Genomic DNA, 21,032 nt, shown 5'->3' with positions numbered 1-21,032 from the left:
CTTTCGTTGATTCGGAGAGATCTATGACCACCACCCATCCGGTGCCCGCGTTCGTCGGCACGGCCAAGCACAACCTGATCGGCGGACGCTGGGTGCCCGCCGCCTCGGGCGAGACCATCGACGTCGTCAACCCCGCCACTGGTGCCACCATGGGCACCATCGCCGCGAGCGGCGCCGCTGATGTGGACGCCGCCGTCGCGGCTGCCCGCACCGCCTTCGAGGGCGAATGGAGCCGCTGGACCCCGCACCAGCGTCGCTCGCTGATCCTGCGTGTCCACGATTTGGTGCTCGAGAACTTCGAAGAACTCGCCACCATCGAGACCCTGGACATGGGCGCCCCGCTGACCCGCACGCGCGGCCTGCGCGAGTGGACCTCGCAGGTACTGCAGTTCTTCGCCTCCCAGGTCGACGCGGGCACCGCGAGCACGCCGCCGAACTCGCTGCCCGGTGACTTCCTGACCCTGCGCTACCGCGAACCCGTCGGTGTGGTCGGCGGGATCATCCCGTGGAACGGCCCGCTCATCGGTCTCTGGTGGATCTTCGGCCCGGCCCTGGCGACCGGCTGCACCGCCGTCCTCAAGCCTGCCGAGGACGCGTCGCTGTCGGTGCTGCGGGTGGCCGAATTGCTCACCGAGGCGGGCGTTCCCGACGGTGTCGTCAACGTGGTCACCGGTTACGGCAAGGACGCGGGCGCGGCGTTGGCCGAGCACCCCGGTGTGGACCGCATCGCGTTCACCGGTTCGGTCGGTACCGCCCAGACCATCGTGCGCGCCTCGGCCGGGAACATGAAGCGGCTGCAGCTCGAGCTCGGTGGCAAGTCGCCCGACATCGTCTTCGCCGATGCCGATCTGGATCTGGCGGTGCCGGGCGCGGCGATGGGCGTGTACACCAACAGCGGTCAGGTCTGCGTGGCCGGCACCCGTATCTTCGTCCAGCGCTCGATTCACGACGAATTCGTCTCGCGCATGGCCGAATTCACCAAGACGATCCGGGTGGGTGACGGCCTCGACCCGAACAGCCAACTGGGCCCGCTGATCTCACAGCGCCAACTCGACCGGGTGCTGAACTACATCGACATCGGTTCCGGTGAGGCCGAATTGGTCAGCGGCGGCAAGCGGCTCGACGGCGACCGCGCATCGGGCTTCTTCGTCGAGCCCACGGTGTTCGCCTCGGCCACCAACGAGATGACCATCGCGCAGGAGGAGATCTTCGGCCCGGTGGCGACGGTGATCCCGTTCGACGACACCGAGGAGGCGCTGCGCCTGGCCAACGCCACCCCGTACGGGCTGGCCGGTGGGGTCTGGACCAGGGATCTCAGCACCGCGCACAAGGTGTCGCGCGGCATCAACGCGGGCACCGTCTGGGTGAACTGCTACGGGATCCTCGACCCGTCGGTCGGCTTCGGCGGAACGAAGATGAGCGGCTACGGCTGGAAGGGCGGCCGCGAACACGTGGAGAGCTACCTCTACCCGAAGGCCGTCTACATGAACCTGGGCTGAGCCGCCCAGCGAAAACGGCCGGGAGACGATGAAGTCTCCCGGCCGTTCTTCTGTTCGTCGAGGCTCAGCGAGTCACGCGCAACCGTTCCCGATCGCGGAGCGGATCGGCGAGGAACAACGCCGCCACCGCGGCGATCGCGCCCACCACACCGAGGCATTGGAAGGCGGCCGTATAGCCGTCGACCTTGCTCGCCGACGCGTCGACCACGATCCCCATCGACCACGGACCGATGATGCCGCCGATCGCCTGCAGCGCGAAGAACGCGCCGATCACCCCGGCGGTCTGGCGCGGCGGGCACGTCGCGATGACCGCGGCATTGAGCAGCGGGAAGATCGCCACCACCAGGCCGTAGGCCACCGACACCGCGATCACCGCCAGCAGCGGCGACCCGAGCAGGGGCAGGCTCAGCAGCAGTACGCCGGCGATCATGACACCGACGCACGGCACGACCACTCGCACCAGCCGGGTCGACAGGCCACGACTCACGCCGCGGTCGCTGAGCCACGAGCCACCGACGAGCGTGGCGATCCCGACGAAACTCGGCGCGGCGAACAGTGTGCCCGACTCCAGTCGCGAGTACCCGAGGCCCTGTTCGAAATACGAAGGTAGCCAAGTCAACACGACCGACATCAGCGCGTACGCGGTGATCGCGACGACGACCGCCGAGACGAAGGTCTTCGACGTCAGCAGCCGCCGCCACGGCACCGCGGGTTCGGTCGTGGCGTCCTCGGGCGCGGCATGCTTGCCACCCACCTGATACGGGCCCGGCCGCCACGTCAGCAGCCACGGGACGCACCACAGGGCGGTCGCGGCCGCGAGCACGATGATCGCCGCGCGCCAGCCGTACTCCGCGACGACCAGCGCCAGCAGGGGTACGACGGCCATCTTGGCCAGCATGCTGCCCGTGAGAATGAGCCCACTGGGTAGTCCGCGCTTGTTCGGCGGATGCCACGAGTACGCCGCGGTGTGCAGCAGAGCCGAGGTGGGCCCTTCCGTGAAACCGAGCAGCATCCGGCTCAGCAGCAGCACGGCGAAGGTCGCCCACACCACCAGCGGCAGCATGACCAGACCCCACAGCACCGCGATGAGCGCGATCGACCAGCGCAGCGCCAGGAGCTTGTTGATCGGTCCCGCGAGGAACCCGCCGACGGTGAAAGCGAGGAAGAACAGGCTGCCCGTGAACCCGATCTGCGATGCGCTCAGATCCAGATCCTCGCGCAGCGGCTGGGCGATGAGCCCGAACACCGCCTTGTCCGACGCGTTGAGGAGGTAGAGCACCACCAGCATCCCGGTCAGACCCCATCCGGTTATCCCCGGGCCCGGGGTCGGTGGTGGTGTGGCGGGCGAGGTTTGCTCTTTCGCGAGTTGTGTCACGTGCGTGTCCTTCGGGGGCTCGGGGTCGCTTCGCTCGGCACGAGGTGGGCGGCCCCGACGAGCCGCCCACCGGCCGTCTATTTCTGGCTGGGGAACGGGGCGTTGACCGTGTCCTGGTACTGGATGACGGCCGCGATCGCTACCGGAGCGCCGACCAGGATCGCGCCGGTCAGCACACCGATCGGGGCCAGGGCGGCGGCGCCGATGAGGCAACCGGCCAGCGGGCCCGCACCGAACAGCAATGCCAGGGGCCCGGTGGCGACACCGGCTGTCACGCCGCCGAGCAGACACCCGATGGTGCCCGCGCCGACCGCCCCGACCAGGGCGCCCACGGCCGCACCCATCGAGATGGTCGAGGTCATCCGCGACCAGGCGGCCTGCTCACGGTCGTACGGGGATTTCCACGGTGCCTGTTCCTGGTGGGGGAGCGCGACGGGTCGGTAGTGGGCGCGGGCGGGATCGAGCACCGGGGTCAGGCGCGCGGTGTCGCCGGTGATGGCCACGTCGATCGGAAAGGCGATGTCGTCGACGTTGAACTCGAGCGGCACGCCGGCCAAGATCTCGCCGCGGTCGGACCGGATCTGGAACTGGCCGTTGTCCACGATGAGGGCGCCGTGCTCGATCTCGATGACGGCCGCGGTTCCGTCCTTGTACGCGGTGTAGTTCACGCCGGGGACGATGTCGACGCTGAGGGGGTCGGCGGCGGCGACGGTCGAGGTCAGGACCAGGGCGCTGAGCGTGGCGGCACAGGCGCCTGCCAGACGGGTGGGTTTCATAGTGCTCCTCGAGAAGGGGGGTGGGGTTCTGACGCGCCGGCCACCGAAGTTGGGGTAACGGGAGGCTTGCTGGTGGGCAGGATCTGCCGCCGGACAGCGCGAGATCTGCGTCGGATCGCAAGCGGATCGGAGCAGAAAACATAATATATTCGCTGAGCAAGATTTCAGATCGGGTTTTCGCGAACTTCATCCGAACGTGGAGTTCGGCGCGGGTACGGTCGAATCGCCAGTGACGCGTCACACTTCTTGATACGGTGCTTTATATATTATGCTGAACTGTGGCGTCAGCCACACCTGATGAAGCGGAGACGAGCGTGGGTTTCAAGTATCGAGCCACCCCACCCGAGAGCGATCCGGCAGTGCCGACTACCTCGCTTCGACGGCTGCCCGGAGCTTGCTCGGGTGGTGGCAAACCATGACGCGTCGTCCGAAAGCGGCACTGGCAGCGCTGGCCGCGATCCTGGTCGCGACCGTGGGCTGCGGCTCGGCGGAACACGGCTCCGACGACGGCATCACGCTGGTGGTGGCCGACGGATTCTCCGGTGGGCATCCGGTCAGCAAAGGTGGCTCCGCCCCGTTCTTCGCTTATCTGCGTGAGCACGGTCCCGAGGTCGGCTTGCACCTGGACTACTACGGTGCCGGGCAACTGGGCAAGACCCAGGAAATGCTCACCCTCGTCCGAACCCGCGCGGTGGACATGGGATTCGTCCTGCCGGCCTACCTGGCCGACGAGTTGCCACTGACCGGCGTAGGTGATCTTCCGGGGCTGACCGACGATCCGTGCACCACGGTTCAGGTGCTCGATCCCCTGGTGAAACCCGGCGGGATCATCTACGACAAGGAGATCGAGCAGCGCGGTGTCGTGCCACTGTGGGGTGCTGCCGTCTCCGGGATCGAGGTCTTCACCGCCGACCGCCGCGCCACCCGACCCGAGGACCTCGCCGGCCTGCTGGTGCGCTCGCCCGGTGGCGTGGGTGACCGGGTCGCGAAAGGTCTTGGCGTGGCCCCGGTCTCGTTGCCGGTCGGCGACATGTACGAGGCGCTCTCACGTGGAACGATCGATGGCGCGCTGTTGCCGCGCTACGCCGTGCTCTCCTACAGCTTCCAGGAGGTGCTGCGGTACGGAACGCTGCGGGCGAATCTGGGCTCGAGCAGCATCTGGTTCACGATGAACGCCGATGCCTGGGCCGAGCTCGACGACGCGCAACGACGGGTGGTGCAGGCGGCCGCCGAAGTGGCGCGCGCCGGAGCCTGCACGTCGATCGCCGCGGCCGACGCGAAGGCCGTCGACGCGATGCGGGCGGCCGGAATCCAATTCGACGAGGTCAGCCCACAGACGCGCCCACAGTGGGACGCCGCGCTCGCGAGCGTGCGCGCCGAATGGGTTCGCGACCTGGAATCAGCGGGCCTGGACGCCCGCGAGGTTCTCGATGCGATCGAGGCCCGGGTCGGGGGAGCGGCGAAATGAGTATCGTTCACCCCTTCCGGCACGGTACCGCCCAGCGCACCATGTTCGGTTATCGCACCGAGGAACACCCCGGACTGGATCGCGTCCAGAACGGCATCTCGGCGGTCTGCGGCGTCATCGCCGGAATCGCGATCGTCGCGATCGTCGCGTTGACGCTCGTCGACGTGGTCCTGCGTACCTTCTTCTCCGTCACAGTGGGTTGGGCTGTCGCGTTCATCGAGATGTACCTGCTCACCATCGTCGCCTTCTTCGGACTGGTGACCGCCTACCGCAGCGGCGCCCACGTCGCCGTGACCAGCCTCTTCTACCGCCTGGGTGTGCGGATGCGGAAAGTCCTGCTGATCCTGGCCTACCTCGTGCTGCTCATCGGCATGGGCGCACTGCTCACCGCCGGTATCGAAGGCCTGGTGTTCGCGATCGCCATCGACGAAGGACCGATCCGCGGGTCGTCGGAACTGCTCATACCCGGGTGGTTCATGCGCGCGATTCTGCCCGTCTCGATGGTGCTCGGCATGATCGTGGTCCTCATCGATCTCATCCGCGAGCTGATCGCGCCCTGGACAGTCCTCGCCACCGACTACGACCCAGGCGACACACCTGAAACCCCGGTGGCGACGAGCCATTCCGGTACCGACATCGCGGGAGGTGCGCGATGATCGCGCTTGTCATGGCAGTGCTGCTGATCGCCCTGATCGCAGTCCGGGTGCCGGTGTCGTTCGCGATTCTCGGTGCCGGTTTGGCGGGCTTGGCTCTGCAGCTGTCGGTCGGGGCCGGACTCGGAGTCCTGGAGGCGATACCGGTGGGATCGGTGCAGTCGCTGTCCCTGTCGGCGATTCCGTTGTTCATCCTGATGGCACATCTGATGCTGATGTCGGGAATGATGGACTCGCTGTTCAACGCCGGGCGCACCATGTTCGGCCGGATCCCCGGCGGCACCGGAATCGCTTCCACCGCAGCGGGAGTCGGCTTCGCGGCCATCTCCGGTTCGTCGACCGCCGCCGCGGCGACACTCGCCGAGACGACCAGCAAACGCATGATCGATGAGGGATACCGCCCGACCACCGCCACCGGCATCGTGGCCTCGGTCGGCACGCTCGGCGGCATGATCCCGCCCAGCGTCATCCTCGTGTTCTACGCCGTCACCGCCGAAACCAGTGTGGGGGACATGATCGTCGCCGGCCTGGTTCCGGGGCTGATCATCGCCGCGGCGCTGTTGGCTGCCATGCTGCTGCCCGCCCTGCGCGACCCGTCCAGGATGCCGCGCGGCGAACGGTCCTCGTGGCTGACCAAGATCAAGGCGGTGCTCGAGGCCCTGCCGATCGCGGTCGTGTTCCTGGCGGTGGTCGGTCTGATCTACTTCGGCATCGTGACGCCCACCGAGTCCGCGGCCATCGGTTGCCTGGTCGCCGCACTGCTTGTCGCGATACACGGCCGCATGACCGTCACCGGTCTCGTCGACGCGGTGGTCGATTCGGTCAAGTCCAGCGCGATGATCTTCGCCATCGTGATCGCGGCGCACGTGTTCGGTTACGCGTTCGCGCAGACCAAAGTCGCGGCCTCGATGGTCACCTGGATCGAGGGCCTGCCGGTTCCGCCGATCGCGATCATGCTCGCCTTGCTGGTGATGTACATCGTGCTCGGCTTCTTCATGGACCAGGTCGCCATCATCGCCCTCACCGTGCCCATCGTCCTGCCGTTGGTGGAGACGATCGGCTACGACGTGATCTGGTTCGGCGTGTTCGTTGTCCTCATGGGCGAGATCGGCCTGATCTCGCCACCGCTCGGCTTGAACGTCTTCGTCGTGGCGCGGGCGACCGGCCGCGACACCGTCGAAGTGTTCCGGGGTGCCGCGCCCTACGCGGTCGCCATGGTGATCGTCGCCATCGGCTTCATCCTGTGGCCCGATGTCGTGACCTGGCTACCGGATTCGCGATAGCTGGTCACTGTCGCCGGCTGCCGGAGGCACGGATGTCGGGATGTGAGCGCAGGCCGGCAGGTCGACTTCGATGCCGCGCCTGCGCTCACGAGCCGATGATCACGACGGCAAATCGAAACCGGGGCGAACGTGCTTATCAGTTCCCCATGACCAGCACGATCTTTCCGACTGCTTCGCCGGATCGCAGCCGATCGGCGGCTGCCTTGCCCTGCGTCAGGCCCAGGGTGCTGTCGATCACCGGTCGGATCTGCCCGCGAGCGACGGCCGGGATCACCTCGGGCAGGAGCGCGGCGATGACGTCGGCCATCTCCTGGTCGCGGGTGAAGCCGAATGAGACTCCATGAACCGTGAGATGCCGGTAGGACAGGGCGTCGAGGTCGATGGTGGAGGCCGGGCCGGCGAGGCGGCCGATATTGACGACGTGACCGTCGATCTTGGTCGCGGGCAGGCATCGGGCGAAGGTCTGGCCCGCGATGTGGTCGAGCACCACGTCGACGCCCTCACCGTCGGTGGCATCGAGGGTGGCTTCGGTAAGCTCTTGTTCGTCGGTGACGATGACCGTGTCGACCCCCGCCTCCGCCAACAGCTCGCGTTTCGCGGCGGTACGGGAGGTGCCGATGACCTGGGCGGCGCCGAGGGCTTTGGCCAACTGGGCGCCGATGAGTCCGATACCGGTGGAAGCGCCGGTGATGAGCACGCTCTGTCCAGCAGTGAATCTCGCAGCGGTGAGTGCGCCGTGTTCGGTGAGCAGACCGGTCGGCAGCGCGCACGCCACGGCCGGATCGAGATCGCCGGGGCGGGGGAGGACGAAGCGCTGATCGGCGACGATGTATTCGGCGAAAGACGATGGAATCGACCCCATCACCGGATCGCCGACCTGCCACCCGTCCACGCCGTCGCCGAGCGCGGCTACCTCACCGGCGTATTCGAAACCGGCGATGAACTGGTTGCCGTGTCCGCCGTGAGTCGGGTCCGCGGCGGCGAGCATCGGCAGGTCGGCGTTGTTGGTGGCGGCGGCGCGATTGCGCACCAGGATCTGACCTGCTGCGGGCTGCGGTCGCGGAACTTCTCGTAGTACCCAGTCGGGGCCGATTCCGGAAACGAGTGCGCGCATCGTGTCGGTCAAGCGTGCTCCTGGCGATAGCTGGGTCAGCGGTGCCCGACAGCTCCGGCCGGGGTGAGGTCGATGCCCACCCCGGCCTGGTCAGGATCAGTTGAACAAGTCGAGAAGCGAGCCCTCGTTCTCGGACCCGATGATTCCGACCGGCTTGCTGCTGCCATCGGCCAGGATGGCGTCGAGGTTCGCCTGGATGTCCTCCGGCGTGGCCTCGGGGTTCGTATACCCGTCGTTCATCGTGAGTGCGAAGCGCTGCATCAGACCACCCTGGCTCAGGAGGGTCTCGCCGGTGATGGAACAGTCCTCGTGCGCGAGGTAGGCGACCGTCGGAGACACCATTTCGGTGGTCATCGTCGCCTCGAGCTTCTTCTTGAGATCATCGGGGATCTCCGCTTCCGCCGCCATCCGCGTGTAGGCGGTGGGGGCGATCGCGTTCACACGAATCCCGACCGCGAGCGCCTCCATGGCGAGAGTGCGGGTGAACGAGAAGACCGCACCCTTCGAGGCCACGTAGGCGCTCTGCTGTTCGAAGCCGACCAGCGTCGGCGACGCGGTGTTGACCACTCGCCCCGCGCCCGACGCGATGAGATGCGGCCAGGCTGCGGCCGTCACAGCCGCGGTGCCGAGAAAATTGACCTCGATGTGCTGCCGGATGCCTTCGATCGCCTCCGGCCCGAAAGGGGTCATGTGGTTGATGCCGGCATTGTTCACGAGGATGTCGAGACGCCCGAACGCGTCGATCGCGGTCTGCACGATCGACTCGGCTCCGGTGGTCACACTGTCGTGGTTCGCCACCGCCTTTCCACCCGCCGCGATGATCTCGGAGACCACGTCGTCGGCCGGAGAGGTATCGGACCCTTGCCCGGCGGCAGAAGATCCGAAGTCGTTGACTACGACCGATGCTCCCCGTGAGGCCAGCAGCAGCGCGTGCGAACGGCCGAGCCCCCGGCCGCCGCCCGTGACGATGGCGACCTTCCCGTCGAAACGCAACATGGTCTCTCACTTCCCTCCATGCATGGCATGGACGCAGGTCGATGGGTCGCGAGGCGACCCATCGGGTTCTAAAATATATTTAATAGTATATGCCGCTGAGTGTGTGGTGACGCAAGGATCGCACGAAAATCAGCGGCTAGGACGGGGCACTGCTGGGGTCGGCGCGGCTCAAACGGTCGAGCTACTGGATCGGTTAGGGTCGGGCTGCCCCGCGACGTGGCGGCGCCGTGTGGGTGCACGGGGAAGGTTCGTCTCGACCGGGAAACCGGTCGAGACGAACCACGCATGTCAAGGGCGGCGCGATGGGGTGGTCGCCGAACATCCAGGGTTTTCGGCGTGCCTGCGTCGCCGCCGACGCGGGCCGACGAAGCAGTCGAACGTCACCTATCGGCTGCTGACGTGACATCCCGGATGGCAGCTGTGCCGTCGTCGATGCTCGAACCGTCGTGGCACCGAGGATGACCCGGCCGAGATCTGCTGCGCCGACGTGAACGGATCCATTTCCTGGGCGAGGAAGTCCACGATTGTTTCGCTGACAGTCCGGTGGGCCGGTTCGTGTAGCAGATCGTGCCCCGCATCGGGCACCTCCCGCAGGGTGACCGTCGGCCGATTCGCGCACCATGTCCTGATCGGGTCGATCTTGGCCCGCCGATCCTCACGCCCATGCAGAACGAGTGTGGGAACTTTCGGTGCCGGAATGGCGAGGGTCTGAGCCTGTTCCGGGGTTCCGGTGAGGACTACCCGCGAAACATTCCGCACCTCGGCGGAGCCGGACTGCATGGCGATGAGCGCCGTTCCCGCGCCGAGGGAATGTCCGACCAGTGCCAGCGAGCCGGACGAGTCTGCCGATCGGGCAAGAGCCATCAACTGCACTGTCGCAGTAGCCAATTCGTCGACCGGGGGGACCCCGTCGAACTCGCCCTCGCTCAATCCGTGGCCCATGTGGTCGATGCCCCAGACATCGATGTGGTGCCGGTTCAGGAACCTGGCGAACCGGTGATAGTCCGCGCTCTGCTGCCCGAGTCCGTGGAGAAGCACCACGGCCATCCGTGATCGCGCTGTCCGCCAGCGCCGGTAGTGCACCAGCCCGGATGGTCCATCGAAGAAGAGCACAACGGAAGTGTGCCAGAGGTAAGTGGAGCCTTACCTGTGCGACATCTCACATCGTGTCCGACCTGCTCGCGGCACGGTGTGCGGATCGTTTCGCCGCGACAGGGGATGATAAATGAAATATATTGTGCGGCAAAGTGATTGGTTGTGCGCATCCGGAGGGATACATGCAGGGGTCGGATCTGACCGGGAAGACCATCGTGGTGACAGGGGCGAGCGCGGGTATCGGCTCCGCGGCCGCCGCGAAACTGGCCACGCGCGGTGCCGAGGTCGCAGTTGTCGGCCGCTCACCGGAGCGGACTTCCGCGGTGGCGGCGCGCATCGGAGGCACGGCGTTCACGGCCGACTTCACCCGCTTGGACGATGTCCGCATGCTCGCCACGAGATTGCTCGATCGTTACGACAGGATCGACGCGCTCCTCAACAACGCGGGTGGATCCTGGCCTGGACGCACGGCTACTGTCGACGGCAACGAGTTGACCTTCCAGGTCAACCACCTCGCCGGGTTTCTCCTCACGAACCTGCTGCGTGAACGGTTGGAGATGTCCCGGGCGCGGGTAGTGAACACCTCGAGTTCGGACCACCGCTTCGCGCGATTGCGGCTGGATCGCGTGAACGCGGTCACCGGGCCGTTCAACCAGATCACCGCCTACGCCGACACCAAGATGGCGAATATTCTGTTCACACGAGAATTGGCGCGCCGCACCGCGGGCACCGGTCTGACAACCGCAGCAGTCAATCCGGGCCCCGTGCTCACCGGTGCCTGGGACAACGGACCGTACAAGATGGGCGCGATCGTCCGGTCACGTCCGGTACGGAAGCTGCTCCTCGGCCCAGAGCGCGGTGCCGATCCACTGGTGTACCTGGCGGCCGACGCGGGCTGGATCAACGGCGCCTACTTCGAACGACATGTCCCCTGGCGTTCGTTCCGTAAGCAGGCGGTGGATCTCGAGCTGGCCGCACAGCTGTGGGCATATTCGGAAGAGCTTACCGGCCTCGATAGCCGATGCGCTGTCGCGGCGGACTGACCCGCGGGTCATCGGCTATCGAGCGAGCAGGTGGTCTGTCGCACTGCGTACGTCGACGGAGTTCACAGATCGGTCCAATTGCTGCAAGGGGACGAGTTTCAAAGCGGCCGACCTAATCGGGAGTTTGTGATCTCGATCGGTTGATGCCTCTGCAGCAGATGGCCTCAATGATTCGCTGATGCTGTCAGCCTTCTCGAGGCTCTCTCAGATAGAACCGTAATGAACCCCCACGAACTCCTGCCTGCGGTTTCGCAACTAGCACGGCTCGAAGTCGGATTTGACTTACATCTATATGTGCAGGTCAGCGAGGTAAATCAATAAAAAGCGTTGTGTCCGGAGGGCGATTCGACCACTACACACACCGTCTGATTCAGCGGACGTCATTGGTGCTGGGCTGACGGCGGGATCGTCATGAAGCATTTCTAACTCAGCGGTCTACTGCGCCAACCGCCCGCTCAGGGCAGGGTGGTTGGCGGAAGATTTGAAAACCTGCGACTACCCGGCGTCGGTTCGCATCGACTCAAAGCTGCCCGAATGTACCCAAAACTACTGGTAGATCAGGACTTTGGCGCGCACAGAATCCTGGTTGCTTCTCGTTGTTTACGGCTCTTCAGAAGGGCTCGCACCCGGCTGTGATCCGATCGTCCATCGTTACGCACCGCGGTCCCGGCACCGAACCAGACATGCACCAGCGCGTTCATGCCGTCATCACCGAACTCGGGGACCGGCCCGGCACACGCTTGACTTACCTGGCCGAAGCGAGGCTGGAGTCGTCGGCACCGTGGTCGTCGTCTCCTTCTCCCAGCAGTGGCGATCTGCCGACCCCACCATGATCAAACCACCAGTTTCCGAGTCTGGCAGCCACCCGGCACACCTCGCGTGAGGGTGGCCAGCACGGTCGACATCTGGTCAGGGGGGTGCAGACTGGGGTTATGGTCCGCACTCGGGCGCGTCCGCCGCCGGTGCGCGGGCCGGGTTGGCGGTGACGGTCAACTATGCACGGCAACGACCCGGTGGCCGGACCCTGATGGCTGAGCGGGGCACGGTCAGCCGCGACCTGGTCTCCGTGCTGGCAGCGACCTACGCCACCAGCGTGCTTGGACGCTGCGTGCAGGACATGGCCGTGGCCGCACCGGCGGGTGACCCGCTCATCGGTGTGGTCGATGCTGATCAAACAGCTACTGGCCTACACCGCCCACGAGGTCCTGTTGACCTGCCGGCAACGCAGCGGCGCCCAAGGATCGTTGCGCACCAACTGGATCCAGGACTGGATCGGCAACACCGAAGGAATCATCACCGCCGAAGGCGAATCACAGCTGCTGTGGAAACAAGCCGGACAACTCACCTCCTTCGACATCATCACCTTGGCGCTGCCGGCCACCCCATCGCATCTGTCCTGGTATATCCGGATGCTCATCGACAGAGCGGCCAGCATAGCGGCCGGACTGCGACGCGACAACATCACTGCGGCCGGAACCGCGCTCGATCGCGATACCGCCGCCGTCGAACTCGCCGCCGCCACCAGCGAACGACTCGCGCGACCATAGCCGACGGCGACACCGCGCGAGGCCTGCTCGAATCCGCGACCGCGGTCTACACGCTGGAAGGAATCCTGCAGCGAGGGACCTGGTTCGCCGCCCACCGGCGGATGACACCCCGGCGTGCCCAGCGCGTCCACCGCGAACTACACCGCCACCGCCAACACCTGGGAGCACACCTGGGCGAGTTGGTCGACGGATTCGGCATCAGCCTGGACGTCTTCGACGCACCGATGGCCGCCCCCGACTACCTGCACTGGTGGCAACACTGGACCAGCTGGCCGAACCCACCCAGGCCCACCGCGACCCGGTCGGTGATCAATTGGGCGTGGCCATGACGGCGCACCGGTGGTCGTCGTCGGGGCAGGATTCGGCGGACTTACCAAGGCCGCGGACTTTGAAACGCGCTAGCGTCGAAGACTTCCGGTCAGTCAAGAATCGAAGCTGACTACGGGCTGTAGGCGGGTGTGGTGGTGATCATCGGAGGTTGTGAACTGCCGAGTGGGGGTCAGGGGTTCGAATCCCCTTAGCTCCACAGAAATAGCAGGTCAGGCCCGCACAACTCCCCGTTTTGGTTGTGGGTTTGATGGATCCCGTCTGCGTACCTCTTGTTGTCGCGGTTCCGATGTGCGGTGACGGACGATGTGAATGTAGTTGGCCGTGATCTTGTCCGGGGCCGCACTGGTGATGGCCTGCGCGCCGTCGATCGCTGGTGAAGGTTGGGCATGACTGGCCTGTGCCGAGCCCTGCTATGGCCGCGTAGCTCAGGTGCTGCGGGTGTCATTCGAGCTGCCGGCGGAAATCCTTGATGCGATTGCGCAGACACGGCTGTGGCACCTGCACGGTGGTTGGCAGAGCGCGGTTGAGTCATCGGGTCCCCAATCCGAGCCAACGGAAATTGGGTGCGAAGCTCGCTGACCCCGACTACTACGGCGGCGTTGCGCGCGTACGGTCCCGATCAACTTGGCGAGGCTTTGGAAGCACCCCACTAGGCTCAGGTGTGGTAAGTCCAGCCTGCCGTTGCCCAATCCGCCTGGTTCAAACACTGCCTGCCATCGATGATGTGACGTCCTCGGGCGACAGCACTAACGTCGAGCGGGTTGAGGTCGATGAATTCGGTCCACTCTGTGAGCACGAGTACTGCGTCCGCCTTCGCGCACGCCTCCAACGCAGAGGTGGCATAGTCCAGGGTCGGGAAGATGCGCCGTGAGTTGTCCATGGCCCGGGGGTCATAGACGGTGACATTGGCGCCCTGCAGTTGGAGCTGCCCGGCCACGTTGAGAGCGGGTGAGTCGCGCACATCGTCGGATTCGGGTTTGAATGCCGCGCCAAGGACAGCGATTCGGGCGCCGATCAGGCTCCCGCACACTTCGCGGACGATATCGACCACCCGAGTGCGACGCCGCATGTTGATCGAGTCCACCTCGCGTAACAACGTCAGCAGATGATCGGCGCCGACCTCTCCGGCACGTGCCATGAACGCCCGGATGTCTTTAGGGAGGCAGCCGCCGCCGAAACCGAGTCCGGCATCGAGAAACCGGCGCCCGATCCGCTGGTCGTATCCTATCGCATCGGCGACGGCGACCACGTCCGCGCCGACGGCCTCGCATACACCAGCGACCGCGTTGATGAACGAGATCTTAGTTGCCAAAAAGGCATTCGCTGATGTCTTGACCAGCTCAGCCGTCGGCAGGTCGGTGACTAGAAAAGGTGTGTGCGCGGCGAGCATGCTGGCATAGATCTCTCGCGCCATCTCCTCGGCACGTCCGCCGGAACGCACGCCTACCACCAGTCGGTCCGGACGCAGGGTGTCGGCGACGGCGTGTCCTTCACGCAAAAACTCGGGGTTCCAACAGATCTCAACATCGATATCGACGTCGGCAAGCTCCGCGGCACGTTGGGCTAGTCGGCCCGCAGTGCCGACCGGCACTGTCGATTTGCCAAAGATGACTGCATCGGAGTCGAGCAGTGGTAGGAGTGACTCCACTACTGTCTCGACATAGGACGTGTCAGCAGCGTATTCGCCTTTGCGCTGCGGAGTGCCGACAGTAATGAAATGAGCTGGGCCCCACACGGCCGCCTCAGCATAGGAGTCGGTGAACCGTAGCCGGCCAGCTTCTATGTTGTCCAACAGCAACCTTGGCAGATCCGGTTCGTAGAAGGGGACTTCGCCAGCGTGAAGCTTGGCGAGCTTGGCAGTATCGATCTCGACGCCGATCACGTCGTGCCCAAGCTCGGCCATGCACGCCGCATGGGTTACGCCCAGGTAGCCCATACCGTAGACAGCGATTCGCATTGTTGTTCCTTGCTTGCCATTTCGCGAGGCTACGCCTTGCGGCGGCGGTGGCCTCGGGTGTGTTGGTCAAAGTCGACTCGGGACTGCCAGGGTGGTCTGGCCATCGCCGCCCGGAAAAGTCCTCACTTGATTTGTTGAATCAGAAGTCGTACGAACAACTTCAGCGGTACTCGACAACGAATCCTGATACCTTCTTGTACAACGTGTTTAGGGACTCGCCAACCGTGTTGCGATATATGTCCTATTGCGGTCAACCGATCCCGGCGCCAGCCTACGAACAGTCGTCGCGAAGGCGAATCGACGCGTACTGCTTCACTCCAACCAGCCGCCGGCACCTGGAGTTGCCCAGCCGAAAACCTTCCGCCGCCGGTTGGGAGTGACCGATCAGTGCCGTGTGGTCGTCTACGGCGGCGCGTCGACTGAGATGGGTGCCTTTCGGTAGGCGTGGGAGAAGCACAGCAGCACAGTGGATCAGGTGTCCCGTTCGGTCAGTGCCCCGATCGAGGAGCTCTCCCGACCGAAGATCAAGTTGCCTCCGCGGTGTCAGCAGTGGCACGATCGCGAGTCTCGGCGGGACAAGACTGGTCCTGATTGCCTGGTCGGCCAACGTTCCTGCCCACCCACGGATATAGGTGCGCACAGCACCCGCCCGATGCGAAAGCGGGCGGATGAGGCGCGTCGTATCTAATCCCCAGTCAACGATGGGCAACGCCTATAGATCGCCTCGTGCGAGATCCGCATCGAATAGTCCGCAGGGAAGGTCTAAATGCAAAGAGCTGCGACAGTTCTAAGAACAGTGTCTGGTGGCAGCCCGAGTGAGGACGCGGCAGCGCTGGACAGGATTCTCCGACGGGAGGCCCGCGTACGTTCCGCGGAAGTGGCGGCATGTCGTTGACTAACTTGACTGATGGGCAACTTATTCTCGCTCAGCGAGCGAGAATAAGTCACCATCCTGCGCGCTCAAGGCTTCGGCCTGCGCAGAAGCGCCTGCCGGATGAGGAGATCACAGTCGACGATCTCACGCAGTCTGCGGCGCAACGCTGCGACTCATTGCGACTAGTTTCGTCCCAGTGTCACAACTGCGCAATGGCACGCCGGCGGTCGCGGCTGGAGCCCCTAACAGCGTTGTGATGCTGCGATCGCCTTCTCCATCTTTTGGGCACCGTGAACCAGTGTGGTGAGCTCCTCAGCGAGCGCGAGCTGGCCGATCCGGGCCTCAGGACGCGCAGCCGACCGTTTCTCCAGATCCTCGATCTCCTCCCGCGGCTTGAAGCTAAAAGTACGCAGCAGTTTGCTGACCTCGTTGTCACCCACATTGATCCAGTACTGGAAGAATGCATCCGGAGAGGTCAGCTCGGGGTCGAGCCAGATCGCGCCACCGGCCGTCTTGCCGTACTTGGTGCCGTCGGGCTTGGTCAGCAGCGGGGTAGAGATCGCGTGCACGTGATTGCCAGTGACCCTGCGGATCAGGTCCGTGCCAGCGGTGAGGTTGCCCCACTGGTCGCTCCCGCCGCCCTGGAGTACACATCCGAAGCGGCGGTGCAGCTCGAGGAAGTCCATGCCCTGGAGCAACTGGTAGGAGAATTCAGTGAAGGACAGGCCAGTCTCCAACCGGGAGGCCACGACCTCACGCGCCAGCATCTTGTTGACTGGAAAATGTGTGCCGACATCCCGCAAGAAGTTGATGGCCGACATCGGATCGGCCCAGTCAAGGTTATTGACCATCCGGGCGGCGTTCTCACCCTCGAAGGACAAGAATCTCGACACTTGGTCCTGGATCCGATTTACCCATTCGGCCACGATCTCCGTGGAGTTCAACTGGCGCTCGGTCGAGCGTCCGCTGGGATCGCCGATCAAACCGGTGGCCCCGCCCACTAGCGCGAGGGGCTTGTGCCCGGCCAGCTGTAGACGTCGCATGGCAGTAACTTGAACGAGGTTGCCGACATGAAGACTGGGTGCCGTTGGGTCGAACCCAAAATAGAACGTGACCGGACCGTCAGCAAGTACCGCACGGAGTTCATCCAGATCAGTCGTATGAGCCAACTGGCCACGCCACTGCAGTTCATCCACGATGTCAGTCACAGCTACCCCTAGTTGAATTGACATTTGTCAGCCCCTAGCCTGCCCGACCAACGGCCCCGTGCGGTAATCGCCGAGCACCGTACGGCGTGCCATCGCACGGATCGCCGGCTCTCAGGCGAAGTCGGGGACGGAAGCTCTACGCTGAACCGGCCTTTGAACCTGGCTGGGACTGGGAAGGCCTTGAGGAATCCCATCTGGCCGCGAAGAACAACCGGCCCAGTGCGATCGCGGGGCAGTGTGGCTACCCGAGCCGCGCATCAGCTGGACATCCGTTGACAGCAGGCCTGCAGGATGGTGGTTGATGAACTCGCTACGGGTGTCCTTGCCGCCCCCAAGATCTGGAACGCCATCACCGGCGAGAACTCCTCCAGCGTCACGTGCACTCACTGCTGCGCCTGGTCCACGCTCCGGTTCTCCATCCACACGGTCGCGATGTCTGATGTCGGCGCCGCGGTCGAAGACGTCGATCTTCGCTGGCGAATGTTTCTGCGCCACTTCGATATTGAGCACACCTCCGGCAGTTCAGCAAACTCTCGGCTGGACTCGCGTGCAGGTGCGTGGCCGACCGCTGGATCTGGCTCAGCTTGGCCGCGTTCGCCCAGCTGCACGCGACCAGTCGGTTCGCCGACGGTCTACGCAACTAGCGGGAGAAAAGCATTGCACCAAACGACATACATTCTCCGGAGCCGGCGCGGGTTTCGCAAGACCTACGCGAAGGCTGGCTAAACGGCGGCTACGCCGAGACTCGACCGAGCCGGGCCACGTCGACCATCCCGATCAGCCAACCGCCACCTCGCTGACCGCCAGGACGTGGGACGCATCCTGCCGGTCAGCGAGGCCTACTCGGATCGAAGCGTCACAGGAGGGCCCAGGCCTTGAGGAGCGGGTTGACGACAGGCTGGTTGGTTTCGAGTTCATCGAACCGCCGCATGGTCGCCGACAGCTGACTCAGCGCCGTTGTCTGACCGCTTCCGGCCAGCATCCCAAGAACTGCTGGCAATTCAGTTTGCCGGGCTATAGATTCATTTGTGTCGGGAATATCCCGATATCCCGTTTGGAAAGGGCTGACATGCTGCCTTCAGAAGTCAAGAAAATCGAATCCGAACTGCCGCAGGGCGAGTGGTACGAGGCGGTTCAGAATCTGTCCGTTGCCGACATCGAGTCAATCTCTATCGGTGACATCAGCACCCTCCAGAACAATTCGCTGAAGGACCTGGTCAACCAGGCCGTTCAGCAGCGCCTCGCTGGCCACATCGGTGGAACCTACACCTCCCCGCCGGTTGGTTCGCTGGCCGAGGCCAAGGCCGCTGGCATCTAAGAGGGTCCTTTGCCCTCGGCTGGTATAGACCAGCCTTTTTAGTGATGGCCGTCGCCGGGGCGAATCTGATCCAGGCCCCGGCGACGGTCGCAAAGTAGAAGTGCCGATGAGGAGGATTTGTACTCGTCGTCGGGCCGAATTGGTGCCCGTTCGGGCTTGGATCTATTGGGGTAGGGAAATATAGTGCGGGACGCAAAGATTGTCATGCTTGGATGTGGCGGCTATATTGGAAGTCACCTCTTGGGCAGGCTGCTCGGCGGGCGGGGCAACAAAATCATCGGGTGGGACCTTGATGATCACAAGATCTCGGATTATCTAGGACACCCAGACTTCGAGTTCCGGAAAGAAGATCTTTCAACCGCCGCGGCGCGACGGCATCTCCGGTCCGTCATCGCTGACGCCGACGTGGTGATCAACCTCGCGGCGATTTGCAACCCCGCTGAATACAACACGGAGCCCATCCGGGTCCTGAAGGCTAACCTTTTCGACCTCTACCCGGTGGTCGACATGTGCGCTGAGTACGGCACATGGCTGATCCACTTCTCGACGAGCGAGGTTTACGGCCGGACGGTAGCCAGCTACCTTCCGGATAACCGATATCGGGACACCGACCTCTACGTCCTCGATGAGGACACGACTCCCCTCATCATGGGTCCCATCCGCAACCAGCGCTGGACCTACGCGGCGGCCAAGCAGGTCGTGGAACGCCTGATCTTCGCCCATCACAAGGAGAGCGGACTCCCGTTCACTGTCGTGCGGCCGCTGAACTTCTTCGGCCCGAGGATGGACTATTTGCCGGGTCGTGACGGCGAGGGAGTCCCGCGGGTCCTTGCCTGCTTTATGAGCGCTTTGATCGACCGGACGCCGATGCAGCTCGTCGACGGCGGCACAGCCCGCCGGACGATCCTGTCCATCGATGACGCGATGGACGCGATCATGCTGATGCTGGAGATGCCCAAGGCGGCGAAGAATCACATCTTCAACCTCGGCAACCCGGACAACGAGGTAACAATCCGCGAGCTGGCCGAGCTGATGCGTCGGCTGTACGCCGAGATCGCCCACGACGACTCCTATCTCGAACACCCAATCGTGGACGTTCCCGCGGAGAGCTTCTATGGGCCCGGCTACGAGGACTGTGACCGGCGGATGCCGAGCATCGAGCAGGTAAAGCGACAGCTCGGCTGGAGTCCGGTGAAGACCCTGGAACGGACTATGCGCGAGACGATGACGGCCTACCACCTGGACTATGCGGTTGCCGCCGAGGAGCCCGTGCGATGAGCCGCTCTTGGCCTTCCGACCAGGACGCTTCGGGCCGCTCGTTCCACGGCAGGGAACTTGAGTATCTGCAAGAGGTCCTTGCGAGCGGCCAACTGAACTCTACCCGGGGAAAGTTCAGCGCTCGTATGGAGAAAGCCTTCGCCGATCTGATCGGTGCACCCGCGGTGTCCTGCGCATCGGGGACGGCTGCCGTACATGTTGCCATCGCCGCTCTGGACCTTGAGCCCGGCAGCGAAGTGATCACTTCTCCACTAACGGACTTCGGCGGGGTGGCCGGAATCCTCTGGCAGGGATGCATTCCAGTCTTTGCCGATGTCGACCCGGTTTCGCTGAACATCACCGCCGAAACCGTGGCCGCGCGGATCACCCCCCGGACCCGAGCGGTGATCGTGACGCACCTGTTCGGCAACCCGGCGGACGTCCGCGAGATTCTGAAGGTCGTGGACAGGCTCGGCATCCCTGTGATCGAGGACTGCGCCCAGGCCTACGGTGCAACACTGGACGGCCGCCATGTGGGTGCCTTCGGCGCGCTTGCCTGCTTCAGCCTGCAGCAGACGAAGCACATCACGACGGGGGAAGGCGGCGTGGTCACGGCGAACGGTGCCGCCTTCTTCGAGCGCGCCCACCAGTTCGTGAACAAGGCTCGAATCTACACCGACGAGATCGCTGAGCACCACTTCCTGTCCCTGAACTACCGCATGACGGAGCTGCAGGCTGCAGTCGGCGCGGCGCAGCTCGAGCGGCTACCGGACCTGCTCGCCGCGCGGCGGAATGCGGCCAATGCCCTTGAGGCGCAGCTGAGCGGGTTGGAAGGCCTGCGACTGATCAAGCCGCTGCCTGGTGCGACCCAGTCCTTCTGGAGGATCGCGCTGCACATCGACGAGCAGATTGTCGACGGCGGCATGGCCCGCTACGCCATGGCCCTCAAGGACTTGGGCGTCCTCGGTGTCATGCCGGGCTACCAGCGTCCCGCGTATGAGTGGAAAGCGGTGAAGGAGCAGCGGACCTTCGGGACCAGCCGATACCCGTTCACGCTCGCCGACCCTGAAGCCGTCGACTATGCACCGGAGCGGTTCCCGGGTGTGCAGCGGGCCCGCGCCGGAGTGCTGGTCCTTCCCTGGAACGAACGGTATGGCATCCAGGAGGTCAACGACCTCGCTCAGCGGATGGCCGATGCGTATCACGAGCTCGCCCGCAACACGAATTCTTAAACGGCAG

19 protein-coding genes are annotated in these 21,032 nt (G+C 64.6%); 11 read left to right on the top strand and 8 right to left on the bottom strand.

Features of this window, described 5'->3' with window-relative positions; all coding sequences use genetic code 11:
- Positions 1-23: 23 nt before the first annotated feature.
- A complete protein-coding gene (locus NI2_RS09165; RefSeq protein ID WP_067488443.1) occupies positions 24-1,499 on the top strand; it encodes an aldehyde dehydrogenase family protein in 1,476 nt (491 codons plus the stop codon).
- 64 nt (positions 1,500-1,563) lie between these two features.
- On the opposite strand, the gene NI2_RS09160 is transcribed toward NI2_RS09165, so the two are convergent.
- On the bottom strand, positions 1,564-2,874 hold the full coding sequence (locus NI2_RS09160; RefSeq protein WP_067488441.1) for an MFS transporter: 1,311 nt from the start codon (positions 2,872-2,874) through the stop codon (positions 1,564-1,566).
- A gap of 77 nt (positions 2,875-2,951) precedes the next feature.
- The gene (locus NI2_RS09155; protein WP_067488439.1) at positions 2,952-3,650 is read right to left on the bottom strand and encodes a DUF8020 domain-containing protein; all 699 of its coding nucleotides are present in this window, start codon (positions 3,648-3,650) and stop codon (positions 2,952-2,954) included.
- A 415-nt stretch (positions 3,651-4,065) separates the two neighbouring features.
- On the opposite strand from NI2_RS09155, the gene dctP reads away from it, so the two are divergent.
- Genes dctP through NI2_RS09140 form a run of 3 tightly spaced genes read left to right on the top strand, consistent with a single transcriptional unit; the run spans position 4,066 to position 7,054 of the window.
- The gene (dctP, locus tag NI2_RS09150; RefSeq protein ID WP_067488437.1) at positions 4,066-5,118 is read left to right on the top strand and encodes a TRAP transporter substrate-binding protein DctP; all 1,053 of its coding nucleotides are present in this window, start codon (positions 4,066-4,068) and stop codon (positions 5,116-5,118) included.
- A complete protein-coding gene (locus NI2_RS09145) occupies positions 5,115-5,774 on the top strand; it encodes a TRAP transporter small permease (RefSeq protein WP_067488435.1) in 660 nt (219 codons plus the stop codon). The genes dctP and NI2_RS09145 overlap by 4 nt, the downstream gene beginning before the upstream one ends.
- Positions 5,771-7,054 (top strand): TRAP transporter large permease, encoded by a 1,284-nt coding sequence (locus NI2_RS09140; protein ID WP_067488433.1) that lies wholly within the window; start codon positions 5,771-5,773, stop codon positions 7,052-7,054. The genes NI2_RS09145 and NI2_RS09140 overlap by 4 nt, the downstream gene beginning before the upstream one ends.
- Positions 7,055-7,190: 136 nt before the next feature.
- On the opposite strand, the gene NI2_RS09135 is transcribed toward NI2_RS09140, so the two are convergent.
- From NI2_RS09135 to NI2_RS09125, 3 genes are all read right to left on the bottom strand, one after another.
- Entirely contained in the window at positions 7,191-8,180 is a 990-nt protein-coding gene (locus tag NI2_RS09135; protein WP_084476243.1) for a quinone oxidoreductase family protein, read from the bottom strand.
- Between the two features lie 84 nt (positions 8,181-8,264).
- Positions 8,265-9,164: an SDR family NAD(P)-dependent oxidoreductase gene (locus tag NI2_RS09130; RefSeq protein WP_067488431.1), complete on the bottom strand. Its 900-nt coding sequence runs from the start codon at positions 9,162-9,164 to the stop codon at positions 8,265-8,267.
- A 384-nt stretch (positions 9,165-9,548) separates the two neighbouring features.
- Positions 9,549-10,277 (bottom strand): alpha/beta hydrolase, encoded by a 729-nt coding sequence (locus NI2_RS09125; protein WP_133734077.1) that lies wholly within the window; start codon positions 10,275-10,277, stop codon positions 9,549-9,551.
- A gap of 164 nt (positions 10,278-10,441) precedes the next feature.
- Here NI2_RS09125 and NI2_RS09120 point away from each other — a divergent pair, with 164 nt between their 5' ends.
- The 3 genes from NI2_RS09120 to NI2_RS09110 all read left to right on the top strand — a co-directional run bounded on the left by NI2_RS09120 (position 10,442) and on the right by NI2_RS09110 (position 13,178).
- Entirely contained in the window at positions 10,442-11,302 is an 861-nt protein-coding gene (locus tag NI2_RS09120) for an SDR family NAD(P)-dependent oxidoreductase (protein WP_067488427.1), read from the top strand.
- A gap of 1,163 nt (positions 11,303-12,465) precedes the next feature.
- Entirely contained in the window at positions 12,466-12,849 is a 384-nt protein-coding gene (locus tag NI2_RS09115; RefSeq protein WP_067488426.1) for a hypothetical protein, read from the top strand.
- 101 nt (positions 12,850-12,950) lie between these two features.
- On the top strand, positions 12,951-13,178 hold the full coding sequence (locus NI2_RS09110; protein WP_067488423.1) for a hypothetical protein: 228 nt from the start codon (positions 12,951-12,953) through the stop codon (positions 13,176-13,178).
- A gap of 656 nt (positions 13,179-13,834) precedes the next feature.
- On the opposite strand, the gene NI2_RS09105 is transcribed toward NI2_RS09110, so the two are convergent.
- Complete coding sequence (locus NI2_RS09105) at positions 13,835-15,136, bottom strand: UDP-glucose dehydrogenase family protein (protein ID WP_067488421.1); 1,302 nt, start codon at positions 15,134-15,136, stop codon at positions 13,835-13,837.
- Between the two features lie 949 nt (positions 15,137-16,085).
- Between NI2_RS09105 and NI2_RS32990 the strand changes: the two genes are divergently transcribed.
- Positions 16,086-16,196, top strand: a complete 111-nt coding sequence (locus NI2_RS32990) for a helix-turn-helix domain-containing protein (protein WP_084476263.1) — start codon at positions 16,086-16,088, stop codon at positions 16,194-16,196.
- A 56-nt stretch (positions 16,197-16,252) separates the two neighbouring features.
- Here NI2_RS32990 and tyrS read toward each other — a convergent pair whose 3' ends face one another.
- Both tyrS and NI2_RS35065 read right to left on the bottom strand, forming a co-directional pair.
- On the bottom strand, positions 16,253-17,218 hold the full coding sequence (tyrS, locus tag NI2_RS09100) for a tyrosine--tRNA ligase (RefSeq protein ID WP_084476241.1): 966 nt from the start codon (positions 17,216-17,218) through the stop codon (positions 16,253-16,255).
- Positions 17,219-18,074: 856 nt separating this feature from the next.
- Positions 18,075-18,200, bottom strand: coding sequence for a hypothetical protein (locus tag NI2_RS35065; RefSeq protein WP_255284008.1), 126 nt, complete (start codon positions 18,198-18,200; stop codon positions 18,075-18,077).
- Positions 18,201-18,287: 87 nt separating this feature from the next.
- On the opposite strand from NI2_RS35065, the gene NI2_RS09095 reads away from it, so the two are divergent.
- From NI2_RS09095 to NI2_RS09085, 3 genes are all read left to right on the top strand, one after another.
- Positions 18,288-18,536 (top strand): hypothetical protein, encoded by a 249-nt coding sequence (locus NI2_RS09095; RefSeq protein ID WP_067488417.1) that lies wholly within the window; start codon positions 18,288-18,290, stop codon positions 18,534-18,536.
- Positions 18,537-18,719: 183 nt separating this feature from the next.
- Entirely contained in the window at positions 18,720-19,814 is a 1,095-nt protein-coding gene (locus NI2_RS09090) for an NAD-dependent epimerase/dehydratase family protein (RefSeq protein WP_067488415.1), read from the top strand.
- Positions 19,811-21,025 carry a DegT/DnrJ/EryC1/StrS family aminotransferase gene (locus tag NI2_RS09085; RefSeq protein ID WP_084476239.1) on the top strand — a complete coding sequence of 405 codons (1,215 nt, stop codon included), beginning with the start codon at positions 19,811-19,813 and terminating at the stop codon, positions 21,023-21,025. Before NI2_RS09090 ends, NI2_RS09085 begins: the two co-directional genes overlap by 4 nt.
- The last annotated feature ends 7 nt before the right edge of the window (positions 21,026-21,032 follow it).

This window comes from Nocardia ignorata NBRC 108230 (assembly GCF_001612905.1).
Classification (GTDB): Bacteria; Actinomycetota; Actinomycetes; order Mycobacteriales; family Mycobacteriaceae; genus Nocardia; species Nocardia ignorata.
Note: the sequence above shows the minus strand (reverse complement) of the source record. Positions and strands in the feature narration are given on the sequence as shown.

Bases quoted from the DNA above. Each gene is read 5' to 3' on its own strand.
- NI2_RS09165 (WP_067488443.1), top strand. From the start codon at position 24: ATGACCACCACCCATCCGGTGCCCGCGTTCGTCGGCACGGCCAAGCAC.
- NI2_RS09155 (WP_067488439.1), bottom strand. From the start codon at position 3,650: ATGAAACCCACCCGTCTGGCAGGCGCCTGTGCCGCCACGCTCAGCGCC.
- dctP (WP_067488437.1), top strand. From the start codon at position 4,066: ATGACGCGTCGTCCGAAAGCGGCACTGGCAGCGCTGGCCGCGATCCTG.
- NI2_RS09145 (WP_067488435.1), top strand. From the start codon at position 5,115: ATGAGTATCGTTCACCCCTTCCGGCACGGTACCGCCCAGCGCACCATG.
- NI2_RS09140 (WP_067488433.1), top strand. From the start codon at position 5,771: ATGATCGCGCTTGTCATGGCAGTGCTGCTGATCGCCCTGATCGCAGTC.
- NI2_RS09130 (WP_067488431.1), bottom strand. From the start codon at position 9,164: ATGTTGCGTTTCGACGGGAAGGTCGCCATCGTCACGGGCGGCGGCCGG.
- NI2_RS09120 (WP_067488427.1), top strand. From the start codon at position 10,442: ATGCAGGGGTCGGATCTGACCGGGAAGACCATCGTGGTGACAGGGGCG.
- NI2_RS09115 (WP_067488426.1), top strand. From the start codon at position 12,466: ATGCTGATCAAACAGCTACTGGCCTACACCGCCCACGAGGTCCTGTTG.
- NI2_RS09110 (WP_067488423.1), top strand. From the start codon at position 12,951: ATGACACCCCGGCGTGCCCAGCGCGTCCACCGCGAACTACACCGCCAC.
- NI2_RS09105 (WP_067488421.1), bottom strand. From the start codon at position 15,136: ATGCGAATCGCTGTCTACGGTATGGGCTACCTGGGCGTAACCCATGCG.
- NI2_RS35065 (WP_255284008.1), bottom strand. From the start codon at position 18,200: ATGCTGGCCGGAAGCGGTCAGACAACGGCGCTGAGTCAGCTGTCGGCG.
- NI2_RS09095 (WP_067488417.1), top strand. From the start codon at position 18,288: ATGCTGCCTTCAGAAGTCAAGAAAATCGAATCCGAACTGCCGCAGGGC.
- NI2_RS09085 (WP_084476239.1), top strand. From the start codon at position 19,811: ATGAGCCGCTCTTGGCCTTCCGACCAGGACGCTTCGGGCCGCTCGTTC.